Source organism: Methylobacterium sp. E-045, assembly GCF_022829685.1.
Lineage (GTDB): Bacteria > Pseudomonadota > Alphaproteobacteria > Rhizobiales > Beijerinckiaceae > Methylobacterium.
Window position 1 is genome coordinate 16856 of sequence record NZ_JAKSYE010000074.1, and the last position, 26434, is coordinate 43289.

19 protein-coding genes and 1 pseudogene are annotated in these 26434 nt (G+C 67.8%); 12 read left to right on the forward strand and 8 right to left on the reverse strand.

Annotation, left to right across the window (positions count from 1 at the left end):
- Window positions 1-73: 73 nt before the first annotated feature.
- Window positions 74-718, reverse strand: coding sequence for an MBL fold metallo-hydrolase (locus MKK51_RS10525; protein WP_243976937.1), 645 nt, complete (start codon window positions 716-718; stop codon window positions 74-76).
- Between the two features lie 332 nt (window positions 719-1050).
- Here MKK51_RS10525 and MKK51_RS10530 point away from each other — a divergent pair, with 332 nt between their 5' ends.
- Entirely contained in the window at window positions 1051-2685 is a 1635-nt protein-coding gene (locus tag MKK51_RS10530) for an AarF/ABC1/UbiB kinase family protein (RefSeq protein WP_147829494.1), read from the forward strand.
- Window positions 2686-2703: 18 nt separating this feature from the next.
- Here the strand turns inward: MKK51_RS10530 and MKK51_RS10535 are convergent, their stop codons facing one another.
- Together MKK51_RS10535 and MKK51_RS10540 are read right to left on the reverse strand one after the other, a co-directional pair.
- Entirely contained in the window at window positions 2704-3003 is a 300-nt protein-coding gene (locus MKK51_RS10535) for a HigA family addiction module antitoxin (protein WP_243977008.1), read from the reverse strand.
- 26 nt (window positions 3004-3029) lie between these two features.
- A pseudogene (locus MKK51_RS10540) lies at window positions 3030-3179 on the reverse strand (type II toxin-antitoxin system RelE/ParE family toxin); the annotation flags it as partial.
- Window positions 3180-3322: 143 nt separating this feature from the next.
- Between MKK51_RS10540 and MKK51_RS10545 the strand changes: the two are divergent.
- Both MKK51_RS10545 and MKK51_RS10550 read left to right on the forward strand, forming a co-directional pair.
- Window positions 3323-6370: a penicillin-binding protein 1A gene (locus tag MKK51_RS10545; protein WP_243976939.1), complete on the forward strand. Its 3048-nt coding sequence runs from the start codon at window positions 3323-3325 to the stop codon at window positions 6368-6370.
- A gap of 41 nt (window positions 6371-6411) precedes the next feature.
- The gene (locus tag MKK51_RS10550; RefSeq protein ID WP_243976941.1) at window positions 6412-7479 is read left to right on the forward strand and encodes a hypothetical protein; all 1068 of its coding nucleotides are present in this window, start codon (window positions 6412-6414) and stop codon (window positions 7477-7479) included.
- 10 nt (window positions 7480-7489) lie between these two features.
- On the opposite strand, the gene MKK51_RS10555 is transcribed toward MKK51_RS10550, so the two are convergent.
- Window positions 7490-7696, reverse strand: coding sequence for a hypothetical protein (locus MKK51_RS10555; protein WP_243976943.1), 207 nt, complete (start codon window positions 7694-7696; stop codon window positions 7490-7492).
- A 238-nt stretch (window positions 7697-7934) separates the two neighbouring features.
- On the opposite strand from MKK51_RS10555, the gene MKK51_RS10560 reads away from it, so the two are divergent.
- From MKK51_RS10560 to MKK51_RS10595, 8 genes are all read left to right on the forward strand, one after another.
- On the forward strand, window positions 7935-8183 hold the full coding sequence (locus MKK51_RS10560; protein ID WP_026175816.1) for a hypothetical protein: 249 nt from the start codon (window positions 7935-7937) through the stop codon (window positions 8181-8183).
- Between the two features lie 272 nt (window positions 8184-8455).
- Window positions 8456-9256: a Crp/Fnr family transcriptional regulator gene (locus MKK51_RS10565; RefSeq protein WP_243976944.1), complete on the forward strand. Its 801-nt coding sequence runs from the start codon at window positions 8456-8458 to the stop codon at window positions 9254-9256.
- Between the two features lie 254 nt (window positions 9257-9510).
- Entirely contained in the window at window positions 9511-11412 is a 1902-nt protein-coding gene (locus MKK51_RS10570) for a PAS domain S-box protein (protein ID WP_243976945.1), read from the forward strand.
- A gap of 318 nt (window positions 11413-11730) precedes the next feature.
- Complete coding sequence (locus MKK51_RS10575; protein ID WP_243976946.1) at window positions 11731-13053, forward strand: S8 family serine peptidase; 1323 nt, start codon at window positions 11731-11733, stop codon at window positions 13051-13053.
- A 7-nt stretch (window positions 13054-13060) separates the two neighbouring features.
- Entirely contained in the window at window positions 13061-13318 is a 258-nt protein-coding gene (locus MKK51_RS10580) for a hypothetical protein (RefSeq protein WP_243976947.1), read from the forward strand.
- 208 nt (window positions 13319-13526) lie between these two features.
- Window positions 13527-16490, forward strand: a complete 2964-nt coding sequence (gene uvrA / locus MKK51_RS10585; protein ID WP_243976948.1) for an excinuclease ABC subunit UvrA — start codon at window positions 13527-13529, stop codon at window positions 16488-16490.
- A gap of 486 nt (window positions 16491-16976) precedes the next feature.
- Window positions 16977-17948 carry a transporter gene (locus MKK51_RS10590; RefSeq protein WP_243976949.1) on the forward strand — a complete coding sequence of 324 codons (972 nt, stop codon included), beginning with the start codon at window positions 16977-16979 and terminating at the stop codon, window positions 17946-17948.
- Window positions 17949-18262: 314 nt separating this feature from the next.
- The gene (locus tag MKK51_RS10595; protein WP_243977010.1) at window positions 18263-18775 is read left to right on the forward strand and encodes a fasciclin domain-containing protein; all 513 of its coding nucleotides are present in this window, start codon (window positions 18263-18265) and stop codon (window positions 18773-18775) included.
- Between the two features lie 191 nt (window positions 18776-18966).
- Here MKK51_RS10595 and hflX read toward each other — a convergent pair whose 3' ends face one another.
- The 4 genes from hflX to MKK51_RS10615 all read right to left on the reverse strand — a co-directional run bounded on the left by hflX (window position 18967) and on the right by MKK51_RS10615 (window position 24612).
- Complete coding sequence (gene hflX, locus MKK51_RS10600) at window positions 18967-20376, reverse strand: GTPase HflX (protein WP_243976950.1); 1410 nt, start codon at window positions 20374-20376, stop codon at window positions 18967-18969.
- Between the two features lie 143 nt (window positions 20377-20519).
- Complete coding sequence (gene hfq / locus MKK51_RS10605) at window positions 20520-20774, reverse strand: RNA chaperone Hfq (protein ID WP_003600267.1); 255 nt, start codon at window positions 20772-20774, stop codon at window positions 20520-20522.
- 149 nt (window positions 20775-20923) lie between these two features.
- Window positions 20924-22294, reverse strand: a complete 1371-nt coding sequence (locus MKK51_RS10610) for a sigma-54-dependent transcriptional regulator (RefSeq protein WP_243976951.1) — start codon at window positions 22292-22294, stop codon at window positions 20924-20926.
- Window positions 22291-24612, reverse strand: a complete 2322-nt coding sequence (locus MKK51_RS10615; protein WP_243976952.1) for a sensor histidine kinase NtrY-like — start codon at window positions 24610-24612, stop codon at window positions 22291-22293. Before MKK51_RS10615 ends, MKK51_RS10610 begins: the two co-directional genes overlap by 4 nt.
- A gap of 215 nt (window positions 24613-24827) precedes the next feature.
- Between MKK51_RS10615 and MKK51_RS10620 the strand changes: the two genes are divergently transcribed.
- Entirely contained in the window at window positions 24828-26426 is a 1599-nt protein-coding gene (locus MKK51_RS10620) for a gamma-glutamyltransferase family protein (RefSeq protein WP_243976953.1), read from the forward strand.
- The last annotated feature ends 8 nt before the right edge of the window (window positions 26427-26434 follow it).

A 26434-nucleotide genomic window follows, 5' to 3' on the forward strand; every position in this document is an offset into this window, starting at 1 on the left:
GCCGACACGCCTCTTGCGGGCCCACACCCGCGATAGGGTGCCGGTCGACGGCGACCTCCCCGATCGTCGAGCCTCACTCCTGCAGGAAAGGGTTCGTCATCCGCTCTTCGCCCAGCGTGCTCGTGGGGCCGTGGCCGGGGATGAAGGCGATGTCGTCTCCGAGCGGCAGGACCTTCTCCTTGATGGCGCGGATGAGCTGGTCGTGGTTGCCGCCGGGCAGGTCGGTGCGGCCCACCGAGCCCTTGAACACCACGTCTCCCACCAGGGCGAAACGCGCGTCGCGGCTGACGAAGACGACGCTGCCGGGGGAGTGGCCGGGCGCGTGCAGGATGTCGAAGGCGAGATCGCCGACGCTCACCGCGTCGCCCTCGACGAGCCAGCGGTCCGGCGTCACCGCGCGAGCCCCGTCGATGCCGTAATTCGCCCCCGTCTCGGGGAGGCTGTCGAGGAGGTAGCGGTCGGCCTCGTGCGGCCCTTCGATGGGGACGCCGAGCCGTTCGCGCAGCTCGTCGGCGCCCCCGGCATGGTCGATATGGCCGTGGGTCAGCAGGATCTTCTCGATGGTGATGCCCTGGTCGCGGATCGCGGCCTCGATCCGGTCGAGGTCGCCGCCGGGATCGACCACGGCGCCGACCTTGGTCTCGTCGGACCAGATCAGGGTGCAGTTCTGCTGGAAGGGCGTCACCGGGATGATGCCGGCGCGGGGCGTACCTGCCATCGGGACCGTCTCTCCGTCGATTGGGGGCGCGAGGATCGCGCGGGAACCGCCTGTCTAAGCGGGTTCGCGCCGGCACGCCAACGCTTCCCCTCGCTCGGGCTTTTGGAGCCTGGGCCATCGGGGCCAGGACCTTTCGGAGTGTCGCGGGTTCCAGGCCGCGAAACCGGTCGCCGGGACCGCCTGCCGACGATTGCCCCCGCGCCGCCAAAATTCGGCCTCGCCGGCTTCCTAGACGTGGCCTATCTGGACACCGGCACCGTCCAGGACAGGCCCGCCGGCCTGAGACGACGACGCGGCCACCCTCACGCCAGCCGGGGCAGTCCCTTGAGCACATGCTGAAAACCGCTTTCGTCGCCGCACGCGACCGGCAGCGCCTGAGCGAGATCGCCGCCGTCCTGATCGGCTACGGCGTCACCAAGGTGGTGGAACGTCTCGGCCTCGGCCATCTGGCGCGGTTCGCCAAGCGCCGCCGGCCGCAGGTGGACGTGGCGCGCCTGTCCCAGCCGCAGCGCGTGCGCCGGGCGATCGAGGCCCTGGGGCCGACCTTCATCAAGCTCGGCCAGATCCTCGCGAGCCGGCCCGACCTGCTGACGCCGGAATGGACCGAGGAGCTGGAGAAGCTCCACAGCCAGGTCCGGCCCATCGCCTGGGACAAGATCCGTCCGCAGCTGGAGGCCGATCTCGGCGCGCCGCCCTCGGAGATCTTCGCCGAGTTCGACACGGTGCCGTTGGCCGCGGCCTCCATCGCCCAGGTCTACCGGGCGCGGCTGATGTCCGGCGAGGAGGTGGTGGTGAAGGTCCTGCGCCCGGGCCTGCGCAAGATCATCGAGGCGGATCTGCGCCTCCTGGCCCATGCGACCCGGATCGTGGTTCAGGAATGGCCGGAATTCGGCCGCTACCAGCCCCACGAGCAGATGCGCCATCTCGCCAGCGGCCTCTACGGCGAGCTCGACCTCATCAACGAGGCGCGCAACTGCGAGACCATCGCGGCGATCTTCGCCGACCGGGACGACATCGTCATTCCCAAGATCCACTGGGAGTTCACCTCCGAGCGCGTCCTCGTCCAGGAATTCATCCACGGCATCCCGCCCAACGACCATGCCCGCCTGGACGCGGCCGGGGTCGACAAGGTCAAGGTCGCCCAGAAGGGCACCGACGCCTTCCTCAACATGGCCCTGATCGAGGGGGTGTTCCATGCCGACCCGCATCCCGGCAACATGCTGGTGATGCCGGGCAACCGCATCGGCTTCATCGATTTCGGCATCATCGGCCGGCTGTCCGAGCGCCGCCGCACGCAGCTCCTGATGCTCATCGGCGCGATGCTCAAGGAGGATTCCGACGGGCTGATGGCCGTGCTGCTGGACTGGACCGGGTCGAGTAACCCCGACCTCACCAAGCTCGAATCCTCGTCCCAGGCCTTCATCAACCGCCATGCCGGCTCGGTGCTGAATTTCGGCGACCTCCTCACCGACTTCATGACCATGGCCCGCGAGAACGACCTCGCCATGCCTACCGACCTCGCCATCCTGTTCAAGGGCCTGGTGACGGCGGACGGGGTGATGCGCCATCTCGATCCGAAATTCGACCTCTTCACCGCCGCCGGACCCACGGTGAAGAGCAAGCTCGCCTCGCAATTCTCGATCAAGGGCATCACCCGCAAGGTCGAGGCGGTGGGCGCCGGATTGTTCGGTGCGGCCTCGGAACTGCCGACCCTGATCCATCTCATGCTGGTGCGCCTGAAGCAGGGCCGCGTCACCGTCGAGATCGAGCTGAAGGGCATCGAGAAGCTCACCCGCGGCATCGAGCGCGCCGCCGCCCGCATCGCCGTGGCGCTCATCGTCGCCGCCTTCGCCACGCAGCTCGCCCCCCGCTTCATGGACCTCGGCACCCCGGCCTTCGTGACGGTGGGCGCCATGGTCTGCGTGATCGGAATCGGCTGGCTCGTGCTGCTGGGGCGCAACAAGTAGGGGAGCCTCGGCTCCCCACTACGGGGCCGGAACGGTCCGGGGTTCGCAGGACCGGATGGCGGAGTCGTCCATCGTCGCGCGTGCTTTGGACAGATCGTGCGCGTTCTGAAGGTTGAGCCAGAACTGGGCCGATGTCCCGAAACGGACACCGAGCCGGATCGCCGTGTCGGCACTCACGCCACGCCGCTCGCGAATGATCTCGGACAGGCGGTTAGGGGGAACACCAATCTCTGCCGCGACCTGCCGGGCGGAAAGCCCGAGTGGGGCGAGGTAGTCTTCGGCCAGAACGTTACCCGGATGCGTGAAAATGCGAGACATGTTCGATCTCTTCCGTGTCTCAATGCTCATCGACGATGTCCACCTGTTCCTGTCCCTCGGAAGCAGAGGCGCCATGGATCGTTGATGCGGATACTGTACTGCCCGGCACGATCACCCTTGAGACGTTCGCGGCGGTTCCCGGGGGGCGAGCGTAGATCGATCGGGGTCGTTGTGGCTTCGCGAGGATCGAGCGCGTCCTTAAATCAGCCGCCTTGTGCATCGCATTTCGGCTGCCGGATGGCACGCGTCCCTCCCCCTTGCGGGGAGGAGAGTGCCTCAACCGACCCTGCGTGATTGAACCTCGTGTGCCCTTCCCTCGATGAACATCATCCTGATCAAGCTGTTCGCGACGGCGCTGACGCTCAGTCAGGTGACGACGCGGCCGGATGCGGTGAAGACGCAGTTCGATCCGGTGGCCGACAGGGCGCAGGTGGTGCAGATCCTGCGCGACGGCTGCGCCCATATGCGCAAGGCCTTCGACATCGAGGACATCAACCTCGACGAGCTGATCTCCACCGCGATGGAGGACCCCTCGGCCATCGCCGGGGCCTCCGCGCCGAAACTCCTGCACGGGCTCGATATCGGCGAGCTCAACACCAGCTACCGCCAGTTCTGCAAGGGCGAGAACCCGGCGAACTCGCCCTTCGACGCGGCCGAGGTCATCGCCTTCTACAACAAGGCCGTGGCCGACCTGCCCTCGGCCCAGGACCTGAAGGACCGCAGGCTGCCCGGCGCCAGCCTGATCCTCGACGGGGCCGGCAAGCGCTACGCCGAGGCGTTCGAGGCCAACGGGCGCCGCCTCAGCGTGCCGATCTCCGACGTGCCGGTGATGGTGCAGAAGGCGTTCGTGGCCGCCGAGGACAAGCGCTTCGAGACCCACAAGGGCATCGACGAGCGCGGCGTCATCCGCGCCTTCATCGGCAACCTCGCCTCGCCGGGGCGGCCGGCGGGCGGCTCGACCATCACCCAGCAGGTGGTCAAGAACCTCTCGGTGGGCGACGACGTCACCTACGAGCGCAAGATCCGCGAGATGATCGTGGCCTCGCGCCTGGAGCGGATCCTGGGCAAGCCGCAGATCCTCGAACTCTACCTCAACGGCATCTATCTCGGCCGCGGCTCCTACGGGATCGAGATGGCCGCGAGGAGCTATTTCGGCAAATCCGTGGGCCAGCTCACGGTGCCCGAGGCGGCGCTGCTCGGCGGCATGCCGAAGGGGCCGAACTTCTACAACCCGGACAGGTATCCCGACCGCGCCAAGGAGCGTCGCGCCTACGTCCTAGCGCGGATGAAGGACGAGGGCGTCATTACCGAGGCGCAGCTGACCGAGGCGGCCAACGCCCCCCTCGGGCTGAAGCCGATCGAGACCACGCGGCGGGATTCGGGCTTCTACTTCGTCGATCACCTCACCCGCGAGGCGCGCACCTTCGCGGGCATCGACTCGCTCACCTCCGCCTCCCACGTGGTCCGCTCCACCATCAATGCCGGCCTCCAGACCGCGGTGGAATCCGCCCTGCAGGACGGGCTCGCCGCTTACGAGCGTGCCACCGGGCGGCAGCGCTACGAGGGGCCGGAATTCAACCTCGCCGACAGCATCGCGAAGCTCGGCGGGGCCGCGCCGGCGGTGGAGGGATCGGTCCAGTCGGTCCCCCTGGTCGTCGGCGGCGAGGCGAAGCCGAAGCCTGCGGCGCTCGACTCCAAGCCCGCTTCGAGCAAGCCTGCGCCGGCGGTGGCGGCCGGGCCGAAGCCGGTGACGCCGAAACCGACTTGGCAGCGCGCCCTGGAGAGCGCGCGGCCGGTGCTCTACGACGTGCATTGGCCGCTCGCCGTGGTGCTCGAATCCGGGCGCGGTCCGGTGAAGGCCGGGCTCGCCGACGGGCGGATCGTCAGCCTCGATCCCGGCATCGCCAGGGGCCGTCTCCAGGCCTACGACGTGGTGCGGGTGAAGCTGCGCGACCCGAAGGCCAAAATTCTCCGCGCGGACCTGCGCGTGCGTCCGTCGGTCCAGGGGGCGGCCGTGGTGCTGGAGAACCGCACCGGGCGCATCCTCGCCATGGACGGGGGCTTCTCCTACCCGCTGAGCCAGCTCAACCGGGTGACCCAGACCGTGCGCCAGCCCGGTTCGACCCTGAAGCCCCTGACCTATCTCGCCGCGCTCAATGCCGGCTTGCAGCCCAACACCCTGGTGATGGATGCCGGCGTGACCCTGCCGCCCATCGGCGGCGTCGGCCAGTCTTGGAGCCCGAAGAACTACGATGGCGGCGGCTCGGGCGCGACGACCCTCCGGCGCGGCCTCGAATTCTCGAAGAACCTCGTCACCGCGCGCCTGCTCCAGGGCGGCATCGCCGACACCGCGCCGGCGAGCCTCACCCGCATCTGCGACCTCGCCCTCGAAGCGCAGCTCTACGCCGAATGCGAGCGCTACTATCCCTTCGTCCTTGGCTCGCAGCCGGTCCGCATGGTCGATCTCGCCGCCTTCTACGGGGCGATCGCCAATGAGGGCGCACGCCCCGCGCCCTACGCGCTGGAGGCGGTGGAGCGCGACGGCACGGTCCTCTACAGGCGCGAGCCGAAGGAGCCGGTGCGGATCGGCTCGGCCGACAGGGTCGCCTTCTACCAGCTGAAGACCATGCTGCAGGGCGTCACCAACCACGGCACGGCGGCGGCGCTGGCCCGTTTCTCGGGCTCCATCGCCGGCAAGACCGGCACCTCGGAGAACGAGAACGACGCCTGGTTTGCCGGCTTCACCAACGAGATCACCATCGTGGTCTGGGTCGGCTACGACAATGCCGACGGCACCCGCCGGACCCTGGGACGCGGCCAGACCGGCGGGCACCTCGCCGTGCCGATCGCCGGCACGATCCTCCAGGCCGCCTGGGCCAACGGCGTGGCGCGGACCCCCCTCGCCCCGCCCTCGGCGGAGGCGAAACGCCTGCTCGCCGACCTGCCCATCGATCCCCGCAGCGGCGAGCGCGTCGCGGGCGGCGGTTTCCTCGAACATTTCCGGCTGAGCAACGGCCGCGTGGCCGACACGCAGTACCAGTTGCTGCCGCGCGAGGTGCAGACCGCCATGCGCCCGGATGCCGAGGACGGCGACAATGGCGGCCTCGACGACGGCGCCGATGCGACGGGCGACCTGTACGGCAACCTCACCACCCGGCGAGGGGCCGAGCCGGATCTTCTCGACCCCTTCGGCGAGCGGCAGCCGCAGGCACGCAGCCGCCGGGCGCAGGGGGATGGCTATGGCTCTGAGGGGTCGCGGAGCCCGTCATGGCCCGGCACCCAGCGCTCGCCCTTCGGCGAGGACGAGCCGCCCCGCGCCCGCCGCCGCGATCCCGACTACCTGTTCGGCGACGACCCGCGCTACTGAGGCGCGGATCCCTTCCCCTCATCATCAACCGAGGCCCCGACGTGAAGACGCAGCTTCCGGCGACACGCGTGCTTGCCCAGATTCTCACCTTCCTGCCCGCCCTGGCGCTCGGCGTCCCCGCCTCCGCGCAGGAGGGGATGAAGGCCCAGGTTCCCGCCGACCGGATCAAGGAGGTGGCCGCCATCGAGCCGTCGGGCCTTGCCGCCCTCAAGCCCGGCACCATCCTGTTCACCGATCACCGGGACAACCCCGCCAACCCCGAGAGCGGCCTCACGCCCTATCTCGAATGGCGCAAGCTGCGCCCGGCCGAGCAGGCGGCCCTGGCGCCCTACCCCGCCTATGCCGAGCCCGACTACACGCTGACCCTCAACGGTGTGGCCAAGCAGCGGCACGAGACCCTGAAGGTCTATGTGGCGCAGGGGAGGTTCGTGGTGGCGAGACCCGCCGAGTCCATCGACCTCTCGACCTTCGCCAACCTCGGCTTCGTCTCGAAGATGGACCCCGTCATCCGGCACAAGACCCTGAGCCCCGCCGAGGTGACGCCCACCAAGGACCCGGCCGCCGCCTTCGCCCGCCGCCCGGACCGGGCCTGGTGCGAGGGGGCGGCCGCCTGCATCGAATCCCGCTACGACCTCGAGGGCAAGCTGCCGCTGGGGGTGAAGCTCGCCAACAAGCTGGAGGACGGCGCCTCGAAGAAGGTCGCCGAGTTCGTCTCGTTCCAGAGCGAGTTGCGGACCCTGCCGGCGGCGGAAGCGGCCTCCCTCGGAGCGCTCACGCGGGTCGACACGCCCGTGGCCGGCGGCCTCGAACAGACGATCTTCTGGGTCAACCAGATCCTGCGCTTCGGCAAGTTCCTCGCCGTGTTCCAGCCGATGCCGAACGACCCCGGCAAGACGGTGGTGACGACCTACATGGCGCTGGCGATCAAGGCCGATGTCCTCGACCGCAAGCAGGAATATGCCCGCGTGCCGGTGCTGAAGAACCTGCTTCCGGCCCAGGTTCTGATGGGCAACTCGTCCTTCAACACCGGCACGTCGATCAGCGCCGGCCTGCCCACCTACGCCCGCAACCGCATGATCGCCTTCGCGGACGCCCTGGCGAAGAACTGAAGGCGCGGACTCAGTTGCCGCGGCTGACGATGGAGGGCATCGACGGGGCGGTGTAGGCGCGGTTCACGTCGCGGCGGGTCTGGGTGCCGTTGGTGTCGTTGGAGCGGCGGTAATTCTCGGTGCTGAAGCTGTCCGAGAGGCCGCTGCGGTCGGCGCTGTTGCAGGCCCCGAGGGCACAGAACAGGCCGGCGGCGACGAGGAAGGCGGTGGGACGCATCGGAGGTTCCTGGTGTGCTGATCCTGCTGGACCGATCGCCCCTGTCGTGGTGCCGGGGAGGTCGCCGCGTCAAGCATAAGGATAACGAAACGTCACGGCTTACCGGCAGAGTGATGTTCCCGCGCCACGAAAACGCTCACTACGCTCGACGACATTCGGGCATCGAAGGCGTAATCCTGCGGAATCGCCGCCCCTGGATCTGGTGCTCCGGCCCGCCTTGGGCGACACATTGTCCGACATGAGCAACGTCGTCCCCTTCTCCCGCCCCCGCGCCGTTCCGGCGCCACAGATCAGCGACGTGGTCGCGGTCGCCGACGATCTGTTCGCCGCCCTGGAGCTGCTTCAGGGCGTCACCCATCGTGCCGCCGCCATGGGTCGTCCCCGCAGGGAGATGGAGCTCACCGTCCGCAACCTGCGCGAGGCCGTCAGTGCCGTGGAGCGGGCGCTCGACTGCATCGGAGAGGGCGACGAGGCCGGCCAGGGCTGAGCCGGCACCGCGCCGGAGCCTGACGCGCTCGGGTGGCTCCTCGACCCCGGCGACGGCATTCGCGCAATGTCACGGGTTGCGCAATCTTGCCCCCCTCCCCAGAAGTGGGAGAGGGACGCGCTGCGCCCGCTGGTGCGGATGGATGAATGCCGTAGCGCGCGCCGAATCCCGCCCGGACGATCATATTTCTCTGCGCTTTCGTCTATTTGTGGACAGACGTCTCGGTGATGATACGCTATGGCGCGAGACAGAAGGTGAACATAGCGCGTCCCATGCTCTCGTCGACCGAATCCTCCTTCGAGGGCAATCTCCTGCTGAAGGCCCTGTCCCCGGAGGACCGGGGACTGCTCGTGCCGCATTTCGAGCACGTCGACGTCCGGCGTGGCGAGACCCTGTTCACCGTCGGCTCCAACGTCTCGTTCATCTCGTTTCCCTGCGAGCAGACGGTCATCAACCTGATCGTCTCCATGCGCGACGGACGGAGTGCGGAGACCGCCACGATCGGGCGGGAGGGCGCCGTGGGCGGCGTCGTCAGCCACGGCAGTCTGCCGGCCTTCAGTACGGCCCTGGTGCAGATCGGCGGTCCGGTCGTGAGGCTCGATGCCGCCAGGCTGCAGGACGCCAAGCTCCGCTCGACCACCCTGCGCAACCTCTTCACCCGGTATGCGGACTGCCTTCTGGGACAGGTGCTGCAATCCGTGGCCTGCAACGCCCTCCACCCGATCGAGGAGCGCTGCCTGCGCTGGCTGCTGACGCTGCAGGACAGGATCGGCACGGAAACGCTTCCCGTGACCCACGAACTCCTGGCCAACATGCTGGGCGTCCAGCGCACCTACCTGACCCGGATCCTGCGGACGTTGCAGATCCAGGGGCTGATCGAGGTCGGGCGCGGCCGCATCACCATCCTCGACCGGGCCGGGATCCAGGAGGCGGCCTGCGAGTGCCACGGTGCCGTGGTGAGCCATTTCGAGACCGTGCTCGGGGCCGTCTACGATGCCGACGGGCGCATGGTCTCCGTCGATCCTCCGACGCAGTCGCGCCAGGACGATCCCGCTCCGGCGGTGGCCGTCTGAGCGGTGGCGCTCAGTGGTCGCCAGGGCAAACGAGACTTTCCGGCCTCCGTCGCATGTGTTCGCTCCAGATTTCGGTTCGATTTCGACGCGGAGATGGGGGGATGATATTGCGTCATCTTGCGGCGAGACTTGTCCGCCGCCAGAACCGACTGCATCTCATGTGACGGCGATCGACGGAGTCTGACCCGCATCCGATGACCAATGCGAATACACCTCCACCGCACCGAGGACGTCGTCGCGCTCGTCCTTCGCTGGTGCTGGCGAGGGCCGGTGAGACCCGCGACGGGGCCGAGGGCGTCGGCGATGGCGAGGCGTCTTCCGCCCGGCGATCGACCGACGAGCGCTATCGGCTGGTCGCCAAGGCGACCAACGACGTCGTCTGGGACTGGGATCTGGAGCACGACACCGTCGTGTGGAACGAGGCGCTCGAGACCTCCTATGGCTGGCCGCCGGCCCATGTCGGCCCGGGCGCCGCCTGGTGGCTCGGCAACATCCATCCCGACGACCGGGCCGCGGTCTCCGCCGGTCTGAACGTCGTCCTGGAAGGGGACTCGCACCTGTGGAGCCACCAGTACCGCTTCCTCAAGGGCGGCGGCGGCTACGCGGATGTGCTGGATCGCGGGTATCTCGTCCGCGCCGCTTCGGGCACGCCGCTGCGGATGGTCGGTGCGATGCTCGACGTCACCATGCGGACCCAGCTGGAGGCTCAGTTCCGCGCGGTGTTCGAGGGCGCCAATATCGGGATCGTCCAGTTCGATCCCCGCAGTGTCCTCGCATTGAGGGTCAACGCCAAGCTCTGCGAGATCTGGGGCGCGCCGGAATCCGAGATCGTCGGCTGCTCCCTCGCCCAATGGACGCCCGCCGAGGATGCGGGCGAGCGCGAGGCCCTGCATCGGCGGCTGGCCACCGGCGAGACCCTGCAGGACCGCTTCGAGAAGCGCTACCGCAGGCGGGACGGTCGGCTCATCTGGGCGCGGGTCAACCTGGTCTCGCAGACCCTGGGCGATGAAGTCCACGCCATGGCGATGATCGAGGACATCACCGAGGAGAGACGCGCGGATGCACGCCGTGACGCCCTCCTCAGCCTGGGCGACCGCCTGCGCGAACTGCGCTCGAACGCGGATGTCGTGGCGATGACGGCGGAGATCCTGGGCCGGACCCTGGGCACCACGCGCGCCGGCTACGGCATGGTCGACCTGCCGGCCGGCCTGGTGACCGTCGCGCATTCGTGGTCGTCCGACGGACAGACCTCTCCGAGCCGGACCCTGCCGCTGGACGAGTACCCCGCGAGCGTCGCCAGCCTGCGGCGCGGCGAGGTCCTCGCCGTGGCCGATCTCGCCTCCGCGCCCGAACTCGACTCGGACGCGGCCCTCTACATCGCCCAGGGCGTCCGGGCGGTGATCTCCGTCCCCCTGCTCCAGCGCGGCCGCCTCGTCGGCGTGCTCTATGCGACGGAGGCGTCGCCGCGCGCCTGGACCCAGACCGAGGTCGATTTCGTTCGCGACGTGGCGGAGCGGGCCTGGAGCGGGCTGACCCGGATCGAGGCGGACGAGCAGCAGCGCATCCTCAACCGCGAACTCAGCCATCGCATGAAGAACACCCTGGCGATGGTTCAGGCGATCGCCTCGCAGAGCCTGCGCAACGTCACCGACATCGAGGCCGCCAAGCATGCGCTCGCCGAGCGCCTGATCGCCCTGGGCAAGGCCCACGACATCCTGCTGACGGGACAGCGGGAGAGCGCGGAGATCGCGGCGGTGCTGACGAGCGCCCTGTCGCTGCACGACGACCAGCAGCCCGGCCGGTTCCACCTGTCGGGCCCCGACATCGTCATCGGCTCGAAGGCGGCGCTGTCCCTCGCCCTGATGGTGCACGAACTCGCCACCAATGCCGCCAAGTACGGCGCCCTCTCCCGGCCGGACGGCCGCGTCACCGTGGCGTGGAGCGTCGCGGCGGACGAGGACGACACGATCCACCTCACATGGTCCGAGCGCGGCGGCCCGCCCGTGCATCCCCCGACCCGCAAGGGCTTCGGCTCGCGCCTCATCGAGCGCGGCCTTGCCGGTGCCGTCGGCGGCGAGGTCTCCCTCGCCTACGAACCGGACGGCCTGGTCTGCCGGGTCACGGCGCCACTCTCTGGGTTCCAGGGGGGGCTTTAGCGGCGGAACGCTCGGCGGCTCCGATCCTCGCAGCGCGACATCCGGCTGGAACCGGACGAGGCTGCTTCTACCCGGTGATATGTGCCGTCCGTGGTGTCCGGTGCCGGCCTCTCACCCGATCTGATCGTTGCCGCTTGCCAAGGCCGCAGGACCGGCATGTCGCGTTTCCACCGTGGCTGCGCGTCGAAAGGGTCCCGTGTCTCCCGCGTCACGGAACGCGCCCTCACTTTTCTGAGGGCCGCTCCAAGAATGTTCTGGACGTGTCCGTTTGCAACCTAGAGGATGAATTTTTATCACTCTTAGGTTGGCGAACGGTCGATGCGGGTATCGGTTCTGGTGACATTCCCGCAGGCGGATGGGTTGCGCGCTTCCGCCATTGAGGCTTTCGCTGCTGGGGCGGGCGGTCTGGTCTTGGAGGGAGCACCCGACAAGGGCGGCCTCATCCTGGATGAACGGTTTCCAGCCCTGCCGATCCCCGGCGCGACGTTGGCGGCCATCGATCTGGCGGCGGCCAATCCGGCGTCTGCGCCCTTGTTCGTGACACGCGGTACGATCGATGTCGACCGAATCGGGGAAGCCGAAGGGCGAGAGGATGGGGTGGGCATTTTCGCCGACCCGGAGATCGGCGCGTTCACGGTCTGCGCAGGCTCGCCGCCCCTTGGAACGACAGTCGACGTCGCTCGACACCTCGATGTCGCCGCGCTGCGGGCGAAGGGATTGGACGGCAAGGGCGTGGCTGTCGCCGTCATGGATTCCGGCATCAACATCGCGCATCTGCGCAATCGTGGACTTAAGGCGAAGTTTCGATCGTCGCTGTCCTGGTCGCCCCTCCGCGGTGGCGCTGCCCCGGGGCACCATGCCATCGGTCACGGCACCATGTGCGCCTACGATGCCTTGATCGCAGCCCCGAACGCCACGCTTCTCGATTTTCCGATCCTGACGTCGACGCGGCAGGGGGGCAACGTGATGGACGGCCTCCTCAGCAACGCGATCCTCGCTTATTCCTATCTCCTGACTAGGTTGTCGGCGCCCTCCTGGAAATTCAAAGGCCTCGTCGTCAATAACAGCTGGGGGTTGTACCATTCGAGTTGGGATTTTCCTGCGGGCCATCCGGGTCGCTATGCGAACAATCCCAATCACCCGTTCAACCTGATCGTCGGAACCTTGTCCCGCGCCGGGGCTGACCTCCTCTTCTCGGCCGGAAATTGTGGGTCGCCCTGCCCCGACCGCAGGTGTCAAGGTGTAACGGCGAACACCATCGTGGGAGCCAATGCGCATCCGGACGTCATGACGATTGCCGGCTGCGATATCCACGACGTCAGGGCGGGCTACTCATCGCAAGGCCCGGGAATTGCAGGGATGGTGCATGACAAGCCGGATGTAACGGCCTACACTCATTTTCTCGGATCCGAAGCATTCGGGACGGGTAGTCCAGATTCCGGAACCTCCGCAGCCAGTGCCGTTGCGGCAGGATGTGTGGCAGCGATGCGCACCAGACTGAACTCTTTTGCCGAACCCCCGCCCGGTTTGATGTCGGCGTTCAAGGCGAAGGCCAACGGTGTTCCTGTCCCCGGTTGGAATGCCGATTACGGGTGCGGTATCATTCGGCCGCTCGCGGTCGCGGCTCATTACGGTCTGTAGGAATCCAATGGCCGATTCCAGAATGGTGACGATGACGGTCGCGATTCCCGGGACAAAACCGGGCATAGCCCAGGCTGCCAAAGCGTTGGGCGTGAAGGCGGGAGCGATCGACCGTTCCTTCGGCGTGATCGCTGTGGATCCGCGTCGGAATCTCTACGCCGTTCAGGTTCGGGCAAGCGCCATTGCGAGCCTCCCATCGGACGGCCCGTTTCAGGGCCCCTTCTCGAATCCGAAGATTGCCCCTTTCGGACCGCCAGTCGATTGAACCGACGATCGGGGGTGGCCCGGGGCAATCCTTCACGATGAGGGACCGGTTGTTGCGGTCGTACTCTTTTCGTTCTAGCTATCGGAGCGTTTGAACGCCGCAAGTCCCGGCGAGTTGTGGAAGAGTTCCGAAACCCTCTCCGGATGGTCGGAGCGCTTTCCTGGCCATCTCGCGGCGAGCGGCCATGCCTTGCATCCGATGAGACCTCATGGCCAAAGCCAAAGTCGCCAAGAAAGCACGAGCCGAGGCCGAGAGCGTCGAGGCGCGGATCGAGAAGCTGTTCGAGGGCAGTCCCGATCGCCGCGTCATCGCCGTGCGCGGCGCGCGCGAGCACAACCTCAAGAACATCGATCTCACGATCCCGCGCGACAAGCTCGTGGTGTTCACCGGTCTCTCGGGGTCGGGCAAGTCGTCGCTGGCCTTCGACACGATCTATGCGGAAGGGCAGCGGCGCTACGTCGAATCGCTCTCGGCCTATGCCCGCCAATTCCTCGAGATGATGTCGAAGCCCGATGTCGACCAGATCGACGGGCTCTCGCCCGCCATCTCCATCGAGCAGAAGACGACGTCGAAGAACCCGCGCTCCACCGTGGGGACGGTGACCGAGATCTACGATTACATGCGCCTGCTCTGGGCGCGGGTCGGCATCCCCTACTCGCCCGCCACCGGCCTGCCGATCGAGAGCCAGACCGTGAGCCAGATGGTGGACCGGGTGCTGGCCCTGCCGGAGAAGAGCCGGCTGTATCTCCTCGCCCCCGTCGTCCGGGGCCGCAAGGGCGAGTACCGCAAGGAGATCGCCGAGTTCCAGAAGAAGGGGTTTCAGCGCCTTCGCATCGACGGCGAGTACTACCCGATCGACGATGCGCCCAAGCTCGACAAGAAGCTCAAGCACGACATCGACGTGGTGGTGGACCGCCTCGTGGTCCGCGCCGACATCGCCGCGCGGCTGGCCGATTCCTTCGAGACCGCCCTGGAACTGGCCGACGGCATCGCCCTGATCGAATTCGCCGATCCGGCCGAGGGGGAGACGATCACCTTCTCGTCGCGTTTCGCCTGCCCGGTCTCCGGCTTCACCATCGCCGAGATCGAGCCGCGCCTGTTCTCGTTCAACAACCCGTTCGGCGCCTGCCCGACCTGCGGCGGCATCGGCCACGAGATGCGGATCGATCCCGAACTGGTGATCTCCGACGCCAAGCTCAGCCTCAAGCGCGGCGCTGTCGGCCCCTGGGCGAAATCCACCTCGCCCTACTACGGCCAGACCCTCGACGCCCTGGCCAAGCATTACGGTTTCAAGACCGGCGTGCCCTGGTCCGACCTGCCCGAGACCGCCCACACGGTGATCCTCTACGGCTCCGGCCGGGAGTCGATCCGGTTTGCCTACAATGACGGCATGCGCGCCTACGAGGTGAACAAGCCGTTCGAGGGCGTGATCCCGAACCTGGAGCGGCGCTACAAGGAGACCGAAAGCGATGCGTCCCGCGACGACATCGCCCGCTTCATGAGCGAGACCCCCTGCGCCTCCTGCGGCGGCAAGCGCCTCAAGATCGAGGCCCTGGCGGTGAAGGTCGCCATGCAGGACATCGGCGACGTCACGGCGCTCTCCGTGCGCGAGGCGCACCGCTGGTTCTCCGAACTCTCCGAGAAGCTGACGCCGAAGCAGAACGAGATCGCGTTCCGCATCCTCAAGGAGATCCGCGACCGGCTCACCTTCCTGGTGGATGTGGGCCTCGACTACCTCACCCTGGCGCGCGGCTCGGGCTCGCTCTCTGGCGGCGAGAGCCAGCGCATCCGCCTCGCCTCGCAGATCGGTTCGGGGCTCACCGGCGTGCTCTACGTGCTCGACGAGCCCTCGATCGGCCTGCACCAGCGCGACAATGAACGCTTGCTCGGCACGCTGAAACGCTTACGCGACCTCGGCAATTCGGTCATCGTGGTCGAGCACGACGAGGACGCGATTCTCCAGGCCGACTACGTGGTCGATGTCGGCCCCGGTGCCGGCATCCATGGCGGCCGGATCATCGCCCAGGGCACGCCGGAGGAGGTGCTGAAGCACCCGGACTCCCTGACGGCGAAATACCTCACCGGCGAGATGAGCGTGCGGGTGCCCGCCGCCCGGCGCAAGGCGAGGAAGGGCAAGCTCACCCTCGTCGGCGCCCGGGGAAACAACCTCAAGGACGTGAGCGTCGACATCCCCCTCGGGACCTTCACCTGCGTCTCCGGGGTCTCGGGGGGCGGCAAGTCCACCCTGATCATCGACACCCTGTACAAGGCGGTGGCCAAGTCCCTCAACGGCGCCATGGAGCATCCCGCTCCGTACGAGCGCCTCGACGGGCTCGAGAATCTCGACAAGGTCATCGACATCGACCAGTCGCCGATCGGGCGCACGCCGCGCTCGAACCCGGCCACCTATACCGGCGCCTTCACCCCGATCCGCGACTGGTTCGCCGGCCTGCCCGAGGCCAAGGCGCGGGGCTATCAGGCCGGGCGCTTCTCCTTCAACGTGAAGGGCGGGCGCTGCGAGGCCTGTTCGGGCGACGGCGTCATCAAGATCGAGATGCACTTCCTGCCGGACGTCTACGTCACCTGCGACGTCTGCAAGGGCCGCCGCTACGACCGCGAGACCCTGGCGGTGAAGTACCGCAACCACTCCATCGCCGACGTCCTCGACATGACCGTCGAGGAGGCCGCCGACCTGTTCAAGGCGGTGCCCACCATCCGCGAGAAGATGGAGACTCTCGCCCGCGTCGGCCTCGGCTACGTCAAGGTCGGGCAGCAGGCCACCACCCTGTCCGGCGGCGAGGCGCAGCGGGTGAAGCTGTCGAAGGAGCTGTCCAAGCGCGCCACCGGCCGCACCCTCTACATCCTCGACGAGCCGACCACCGGCCTGCATTTCCACGACGTCGCCAAGCTCATGGAGGTGCTCCATGAGCTCGTGGACCAGGGCAACACCGTCGTGGTGATCGAGCACAACCTCGAGGTCATCAAGACCGCCGACTGGGTCATCGACATGGGTCCCGAGGGCGGCGACGGCGGTGGAATCGTCGTGGCCGAGGGCACGCCGGAGCAGATCGCCAAGTCGCGGGCGAGCCATACCGGCCGGTTCCTGCGCGACGTGCTGGCCCGCCGGCCCCTCGCCGAGGTGGCCGTCAAGAACCGGGACGCGGCGGAATAGGCGTTCCGCCCCGCCACGGCGGGGCTCGATTCGACGGTTTCGCGGAGCGAGGGCTTTGCTGCGGTGCACGGGCCGCCCGCGGCCGCGGCGTGCGATGCGCAAACCCCCTTCGGTGATTGCGCAATCATCCCGTCCCGTCGAGCGGTCGCAACAGCTTGACCATTCAGCGTTATTTTGCCGACCCGTTGCTCGTTGCGACGTCATGCCCGGCGCAATTCTGCTGAGAAAGTTAACAAAACCTTGCGCTGCACCGCGCCCAAATTGCGGCTTTTCCGCAACGGTGGATTTGGAACTGCCTCGATCCGAAGCATTGCACTGTCAATCCGGTCCGACCTGTAGAATAGTTCTCAGCGTTGAGACACGAATTCGGGCCGCAAGGGGGGCCCTACGCACCAGATGTCAGCAAGCCGCGAGAACGCGGCACTCGGCATGATGGTTCGTAGGTCTGCGCGGCGAATGCCTGAAATCCTTGGGAAGGACGAGACAATGACGAAGAACTGGCTGGCCACCGGCGCACTGGCGCTGACCTTGGGCATGAGCGCCACGGCTTCCTACGCACAGACCACCACGATTCCCGGTGAGCAGGTCGGCCTTGCCACCGGCGCGCCGCTGCCCGAGGGCATCTACGCCCTGAACACCTTCGTTTATCAGTCGCGTGACAATTCGGCTCTGGATGTCGGGATCAACATCCCCGTGCTGGTCTGGTCGACCCCGTTCGTGCCGTTCGGTGGTCGTGTTGAGCTGCTCGTCGCTCCCCCGACCGTGTTCGCCTTCGGCAACCGCGGTGGAGCTACCGGCCTGCGCGATCTCTCGATCAACGTCGGCACCTTCGTCGGCGGTATCTGGGCCTTCGACCTCGGCAACAACTTCGGCGTCAGCTTGCTCGGCGGTGTCTATCTGAACGAGCTCAACGGCGACCGCGGCGTCCTCGTGCAGAATAACGGTGTGGTCGCCTCCACGGCAGTGCTGCCCCAGCTCTCGTCGAACACCTACCGCTTCGGCGTTGCCGGCAGCTACACCGGCGACGGCTGGAACCTGACCGCCAACCTCACCGCCAACATCTACGACTCGCCCTCGTCCTTCGGCGGCGGCCGTGACCCCAACCGGGCTGGCTTTTCTACGGTTTACTCCCTCTCCGACTCCCTCAACCTCGACCTGACCGCCACCAAGAAGTTCGGCAAGTTCGAGATCGGCGCCATCGCCTACGGCACCGTCAACTTCGACACCGGCGCCAAGGCTGCCGGCATCATCAACGCCGCCCTCAACGATCGCGGCCGGTTCCTGATGGGCGGCCTCGTCGGCTACGACTTCGGCTTCGCCACCGCGCAGGTCTACGTCGCCCGCACCGTCGCGACCACCAGCTTCGACAGCACCGAGATCTCGGGCCGCCTGATCGTTCCGCTGTACTCGCCGACCCCGGTCGCCGCTGCTCCGGCCCCGATCATCCGCAAGTACTGATCTCAGGATCGGCGGCGAGGCTTGTCCTCGCCGCTCTCCGGATCACGAAAGCCCGTCCGACCTCCAGGTCGGGCGGGCTTTTGCTTTGCCGGATCTCACTATCGGCGAACGATCTTGAGTCGAAGTGAGACGCTCGATCCCCGCGTACCGCGCGGATGCACGACGTTCCGCAGCGTTCCCGAAACTTTCCTCGTCCGGGCTCCGTAACGAGCGACGACCCCCTCCGAAGGGGCTTAGCTCGAGAGGAACGCTCCATGACCAACGCCCGTCGCCCCGCAGCCTCCACCTTCGCCGCCGTCGCCCTCGCCTTCACCATGGGTGCCGCTTTCCCGGTGGCCGCCCTCGCCAAGAACCCGACCGTCGGCGGCGCTCCGATGTATGCGTCGAAGACCATCGTCGAGAACGCCGTCAACTCGAAGGACCACACCACCCTCGTCGCCGCCGTGAAAGCCGCCGGCCTCGTCGACACCCTCTCCGGCCCCGGCCCCTTCACCGTCTTCGCGCCCACCAACGCCGCCTTCGCCAAGCTGCCGGCCGGCACCGTCGAGACCCTGGTGAAGCCCGAGAACAAGGCGACGCTCACCGCGATCCTGACCTATCACGTCGTCCCCGGCACCCTGACCGCCAAGGATCTCATGAAGATCGCCAAGGACGGCGGCGGTGAAGGTCAGATCAAAACCGTGCAGGGCACCCCGCTCGTGGTCCAGACCAAGGGCAAGGCCGTGTACCTCACCGACACCAAAGGCAACACCGCCAAGGTGACCATCGCCAACGTGATGCAGTCGAACGGCGTGATCCACGTCATCAACGGCGTGCTGCAGCCGTAATACCGGACCTCACCGCCCCCGACCCATGGGTCGGGGGCGGTGAGACGCGGGACAGGACGTCTTTTCGAACCCGAAACTCTCACCCCGTCTCCCCGGAGCCGGGGTTTTTTTATGGGGCTTTCGATGAGACCCCCGCGGTCGCGGAGGGACCATCGCCCGTCCGCACCTCCACGAAAGGCCCGCTCCTCCGCCTAATCCGCGCGGCTCAGCTTGCGCGCGCTGGAGAAGCGGTTGAGGAAGCGCGGCTCCTTCTCCGGCGCCACGCGGATGGCGAGGTGGATCGTGCCGGCCTCCTCGGAGCGGCGGTCGAGGACCTCGGCATTCTCGTAGAGCCAGTTGAGCGCTGCACCGTCCTCGGGCGCGAGGGTGACGGCGAAGGTGGAACGCCGCCTGGCGATCCGCGCCTCGATCCGGCCCGACAGGGCCGCCAGGCCCTCGCCCGTGAGGGCCGAGACCAGGATCGGCACGTCGCTGTCCCGGTCGTTGCGCCCCTGGGCGCTCAGGTTGAGGAGGCGTGTCCGCTCCGAATCGTCGAGGAGGTCGGCCTTGTTCCAGACCTCGATGATCCGCTCGGCCGTGGTCTCGATCCCGAGTTCGCGCAGGACCTCGCCGACATCCTCCGCCTGCGCCTCCGAATCGACGTGGCTGACGTCGCGGACATGGAGCAGGATATCGGCCTCGATCACGTCCTCCAGGGTGGCGCGGAAGGCGGCGATGAGGGCCGTGGGCAGTTCCGAGATGAATCCCACCGTGTCGGACAGGATCACCGTCTCCCCATGCGGCAGCTTCGTCGCGCGCGCGGTCGGGTCGAGGGTGGCGAACAGCATGTCCTTGGCCATCACCTCGGCCTTGGTCAACGCGTTGAACAGCGTCGACTTGCCGGCATTGGTGTAGCCGACGAGGGCGACGATCGGATACGGCACCCGCGCCCGGCTCTCCCGGTGCAGGCCGCGCGTCCGGGTGACGCTGTCGAGCTCACGCTCGATCTTCGTCATCCGCTCCTGGATCATCCGGCGGTCGGCCTCGATCTGGGTCTCGCCGGGGCCGCCGAGGAAGCCGAAGCCGCCGCGCTGCCGTTCCAGGTGGGTCCAGGACCGCACGAGGCGGCTGCGCTGGTAGGCGAGATGGGCGTGTTCCACCTGCAGGGTGCCCTCGCGGGTCGAGGCGCGCCGGCCGAAGATTTCGAGGATGAGTCCGGTGCGGTCGATGACCTTGCAGCCGAACGCCTTCTCGAGGTTGCGCTGCTGCACGGGCGACAGGGCGCAATCCATCACCACGAGGCCGATCTCCTCGGCCTTGATCCGGCCGGCGAGCTCTTCGACCCGGCCCTTGCCGAGATAGGTGGAGGGGCGGATGCGCGAGACCGGCGCGATGATCGCCTCGGTGACGTCCAACTCGATGGCCACGGCGAGACCCGCCGCCTCGTCGATCCGTGCCTCGCTGGAGCGCGTCACGTCGGCCGGTCCGCCGCCCGTCCGGGGGCCGGCGGCACGGGTGAGATAGGGGCCGATCACCAGCGTATGGGTCGCGGCCGCGATCTCGCCTTCGGGAGCGGCCATCGCCTGGAGCCGGGCTTCGCCCGGCGTTGTCATCTGCGTCATGAAAATCGGTTCGACCCTGTCCCTTGAAGATGAGGAGAATGGGCCTTTGCCGACGTCAAACAAGGGCAGTCTTCGGTCCTCGTTCGACGTTCGGCATCAGATGTCCGGCAGCGTCTCGACGGACGGAGACTGCCGACCTCGCCTCAGGCCTTCTCGGGCGCCGTCTCGTCCGGCTCGAACAACTGAACCGGGTGGCCGGGCATGATCGTCGAAATCGCGTGCTTGTAGACGAGCTGCGAATGCCCGTCCCGTCGCAGGAGGACACAGAAGTTGTCGAACCAGGTCACGACGCCCTGAAGCTTGACGCCGTTGACGAGGAAGATCGTAAGCGGGATCTTGTTCTTGCGGACATGATTGAGAAACGTGTCCTGCAGGTTCTGAGCGCGTTCGCCCGCCATTTTTTATTAATCCTTCTTAGAAACCTGCCGCCCGCCGTGACTGGCGGGTTCTTGTTGGTTCGCATGCGAAGCAGACCGGGCGGGCCGGGCAACCTCGACCATTACACGTTCAATGCCACCCACATGCAAGAGGAAGGTCGTTCGGCCCCTCAAGGTCCGATGCCGAGGGACTTCAGCTTGCGGTGCAGGGCGGAGCGTTCCATGCCGATGAACTCGGCGGTCCGCGATATGTTTCCCGAGAATCGTGCAATCTGCGCGATCAAATACTCGCGCTCGAAGATCTCCCTCGCCTCACGCAAGGCCAGGTTCATCAGTTTCTCGCCCCCCGCCCCGTTCGGCGTCGTCGGAACCAGGGCGCCGATCTCGGTGGGCAGCATCTCCGAGGTCACCTCCTGCTCCGGGTCGGTATGGGTGAGGATCATCAGCCGCTCGACGTTGTTGCGCAGCTGACGGATGTTGCCGGGCCAGTCGTGCGATTGCAGCACCGCCATGGCGTCCTCCGCGATGCGCCGGCGGGCGAGGCCGGTGGCGGCCGAGATCTGCTCCATGAAGAAGTTGATGAGTTCGGGCACGTCCTCGCGCCGCTCGGACAGGGACGGAACCCGGATCGGCACCACCGAGAGGCGGTGGAACAGGTCCTCGCGGAAGCGGCCCGCGGAGATCTCCTCGGCCAGGTCGCGCGACGAGGAGGAGATGATGCGCACGTCCACATGGACGCGGGTGGTGCCGCCGACGCGCTGGAAGTTCTGGTCCACCAGCACCCGCAGGATGCGGTTCTGGGTTTCCCGCGGCATGTCGGCGATCTCGTCGATATAGAGGGAGCCGCCATGGGCCTCCTCCAGGGCGCCGACCCGGCGGACGCGGCCCTCGCCGGCCTCGACGCCGAACAGTTCCGCTTCCATGGTCTCGGGCGTGATCATCGCCGCGTTGATGACGACAAAGGGCCCGCTGGCGCGGGACGACGAGGCGTGGAGGGTCCGCGCCGAGAGTTCCTTGCCGGAACCCGGGGCGCCGAGGATCATCACCCGCGCATTGGTGGGTGCGACCCGCTCCACCGTCTGGCGCAGCTGGTTGACCGCCACGGACCCGCCCACGAGGCGGCTCGCCTGGCCGGAGCGCGCCTTGAGGTCGCGGACCTCGCGCTTGAGGCGGGAGGCTTCGAGGGCGCGTTCGGCCACCAGGACCAGCCGGTCGGCCTTGAACGGCTTCTCGATGAAGTCGTAGGCGCCCGCCTTGATGGCGGCCACCGCCGTCTCGATGTTGCCGTGGCCCGAGATCATCACCACCGGCAGGTCGGGATGTCCGAGCTTGATCTGGTCGAGCACCTGCAAGCCGTCGAGGCGGGAGCCCTGCAGCCAGATGTCGAGGAAGACGAGGTGGGGGCGGCGCGACTCGATGGCGGCCAACGCCTCGTCGGAGCCTCCGGCCGTCCGGGTCCGGTGGCCTTCGTCGTCGAGGATGCCGGCGACGAGGTCGCGGATGTCGGCCTCATCGTCGACGATCAGAATATCGGCGCTCATGACGTCATCTCCGCGATTGGGGGTGCCGTCGGTGCGGCAACCTTCTCTGCCTGCGCGGAGGGTTTCCCCTCCGGCGTTGTCTCCCGGGTGTCGAGGGGAACGCGCATCCGCACGCGCCCGCCCCTGCCCGCGGGATTGTCGTTCAGTTCGATGCCGCCGCCATGCTCTTCGAGCACCTTGCTGACGATGGCGAGCCCGAGGCCGGTGCCGCCCTCGCGCGTGGTCATATAGGGCTCGAGCAGCCGCTGGCGCCCCTCGACGGGAAAGCCTTTGCCGTTGTCGGTGATCTCGATCACCGCGAACCCCTCCTCGACGAGGAGGCGCAGATCGACCCGCCCCCTGCCGAGTTCGGCCTCGGGCACGGCGGAGACGGCCTCCACCGCGTTCTTGAGGATGTTGGTGATCGCCTGCGACAGGAGCCGGATGTCGAAGGCGGCGTGCAGGCGGTCCTGCCCGGCCTCGGTGAAGGCGAAATCCATGTCCGGATGCGCCACCCGCATCATGAAAAGGTTCTGCTTGGCGATCTCGCTGAGGTCGTTCCGGGCGATGGCGGGTTTCGGCATCCGCGCGAAGGACGAAAACTCGTCGACCATGCGCTTGATCTCGTCCACCTGGCGGATGATCGTCGCCGTGCACTGGTCGAACACGTCCTTGTCCGCGACGATGACCTTGCCGTATTTGCGCCGGATGCGCTCGGCCGAGAGCTGGATCGGGGTCAGCGGGTTCTTGATCTCGTGGGCGATGCGGCGGGCGACGTCCGCCCAGGCCGAGGTGCGCTGGGCCGTGACGAGATCGGTGATGTCGTCCAGGGTCACCACGAAACCGCGCGCGCCGCCTTGCGCCTGTTCGCTGGTGACGCGCACGGTGACCGTGCGCTCGCGCCCGTCGCGGGTCAGCTGGATCTGCTGCTGGAGCGCGCGCAGGCGCCCCTCGCCGCCCTCCGGGAGGATGGCCTGGAGCTCGGGCACGGCCTGGATCAGCGGCTTGCCGATGATGGTATCCGCCCTGAGCCCCAGCGTGCGCTCGATGGAGGGGTTGGCGATGGTGACGAGGCCCGCCGCGTCGACGCCGATGACGCCGGGGGAGACCCCGGCAAGGACCGCTTCCGTGAACCGGCGGCGGCGGTCGATGAGTTCGCTCGCGGCGGTCAGCCCGTCGTGCTGGCGGCGCAGCTCCTGGGTCATCTTGTTGAAGCTCTCGCCGAGATGGGCGAGGTCGCCGTCGCTCTTCCGGGCCGGCACCTGGGCGTAGAAATTGCCCGAGGCGACCTGATCGGCCGCGTTGATGAGCCGGCGGATCGGCGTCACGAACCGGTTGGCGAAGTTGAGGCCGAACCAGACCGCCGAGAGCAGGGCGATGAGGGCGATCAGCACGAAGATCGAGGCGAAGCTGATCTGGATCGAGCGCTTGAGGGAATCGTAGGTGAGGTACTCCGCCGCCGCCGCCCGCGAGACGCCGGGGAAGTCGACGGCGAGCTGGCTCACCTCGCGCTGGACCAGCAGGACGGCCCCGTCATAGGCGGGCATCTGCAGTAGGGCCGCGAAGATCCGGCCCTCGCTCGGCCGCAGGCAGATCGTCTCGTTGGATTTGGCCGCCTCCTCGAAGGCCGCGGCGGAGGGTAGCCTGCGTTCCTTCAGGATGTCGATCTTGGCCCGCGCCACCACTTCGTTGGGCCCCCGCATGATCTCGGCGACGGGCAGGCCGAGGGCGGTCGCCCGTGCGGTCAGGAAGTTCTCGAACCATTGCCGGTTCACGTCGAAATTCGGCCGCGCCCGCGTGAGGTCGTCGGTGAGGATGCGGATCTCGCGGGCGAGCGACTGGCACTGGTTCTCCTGGTAGGCGTCGGCCACCTCCACGGATTTCAGCACCACGTCGCGGACGCGGTCGGTGAAGCCCAGGGACAGGCCGCGATCGATCGTCACCGCCGCGACGACGGCCAGCAGCACGGTGGGCAGGATCGCGATGAGGCTGAACAGGCCGACGATGCGGGTATGCAGGCGCGCCACCGCCGCATTGGCCCGGCGCGCATGCAGGAAGACCCGCGCCTCCCAGGCGATGATGACGAACAGGCTGAGGACCAGGAAGACGTTGATGCCCAGCAGCGTCAGGCCGATCGTCGGCGTCGGCGTCACCCGGATCACGCCGGCGAGGATCAGGAAGGTCGCGATGGCCGAGACCAGGGCCGTGGTGACGACGAGCGCGCCGATCCAGCCGGGGCCGCGCGGCGCAGCCCGAAGGGTATGCGGTTCGACCTCGCCCTGCGGTGAGACGTCGTCTCCCGAGGCGGCCGATTGTCTGGAACGTCGAAGCCACGCCATGGCTGATGCGTCGCCACAACAGTGTGGCGAAATTAATACGAATCAGGCAGGCCTATCCGTGGAAACCGCCCCGGCGATCCGCTCTCAGACCCGGCTTCGGGCCGTGAAACCGAAGCTGCCGCAGCGGGCTGCGTCCGGTTCTTGCCAGGGCCAGGTCGCGGTCGACCGACTGAAAAATACATTATCCTCACGCTTTCCCTCACACCGAGTTCGCGATGCCCGAGACGCCCGTCTATTCCTCCGCCGCCGTTGCCGCGCCTCATCACCTGGCCGCCACCGCCGGACAGACCGTGCTGGCGCAGGGCGGCAACGCCATCGAGGCCATGGCGGCCATGGCCGCCACCATCGCCGTGGTCTATCCGCACATGAACGGGATCGGCGGCGACGGGTTCTGGCTCGTGCGCGAGCCGGGCGGGCGGGTGCGCGGCATCGAGGCCTGCGGCCCGGCCGGGTCCCTCGCCACGGTGGGCCGCTATCGCAGCCAGGGCCATGAGACGATTCCCTCCCGCGGGTCGGATGCGGCGCTCACCGTGGCCGGCGCCATCGGCGGCTGGCACCTCGCCCTCGACCTCGCCAGGGCGCTCGGCGGCCGGCTCCCCCTCGAGACCCTGCTGGCCGATGCGATCCGCCACGCGCGCCAGGGCTGTGCGGTCTCGCCCTCCGAGGCGCGCTACGTGCCGAAGGAAATCGACACGCTCCACGACCAGCCGGGGTTCGCGCAGACCTTCCTCGATGACGGCAAGCCCTTCGCCGCCGGCGCCACGCGCCGCCTGCCGGCCCTCGCCGACACCCTCGAACAGCTGGCCCATGCCGGGCTCGACGATTTCTACCGGGGCGACCTCGGACGCGAGATCGCCGCCGACCTCGACCGTCTCGGCGCGCCGGTGACGCGGGCCGACCTCGAAGCCTATGCCCCGCGCGAGCGCGCGGCCCTGTCCCTGCGCCGGCGCGACGCGGTGCTCTACAACTTCCCGCCCCCGACCCAGGGCCTCGCGGCACTCATCATCCTCGGCATCTTCGACCGGCTGAAGGTATCGCGGCCGGAGAGCACGGCCCAGTATCACGGGCTGATCGAGGCGACGAAACGCGCCTTCGCCATCCGCGACCGCACGGTGACCGATTACGACCGGCTGAGCGTCGATCCGGCGAGCTTCCTCACCCCGGAGAGTCTCGACCGCGAGGCCGCGCAGATCGACATGCGCCGGGCCGCCTCCGTGCCCCTCAGGGGACCGGGCGACGGCGACACCGTCTGGATGGGCGCCATCGACAAGGACGGCCTGGCCGTCTCCTACATCCAGTCGATCTACTGGGAATACGGTTCGGGGATCGTCCTGCCGAAGACCGGCATCCACTGGCAGAACCGCGGCACCTCGTTCTCCCTCGAGAAGGGCGCGGTGAACCCCCTGGAGCCGGGGCGCCGGCCGTTCCACACCCTGATCCCCGGACTGGCCGCCTTCGACGACGGGCGGGTGATGTCCTACGGCAGCATGGGCGGCGACGGGCAGCCGCAATTCCAGGCTCAGATTTTCACGCGGTATGCCGATTATGGCATGAGCCCGGCCGAGGCGGTGGACGCGCCGCGCCTGCTCTACGGGCGCACATGGGGGGCCGAATCCTTGAGCGTGAAGGTGGAGGACCGGTTCGATCCGGCCTGCATCGCCGAGCTGCGCTCCATGGGCCACGAGATCGAGGAACTGGGCGGCGCCTACATCGATTCCCTCGGCCATGCCGGCATGCTGGTCCGTCACCCCGGCAACGGGCGGATCGAGGCGGTCCACGATCCCCGCTCGGATGGCGGTTCGTCCGGATTGTGAGAGGCGGT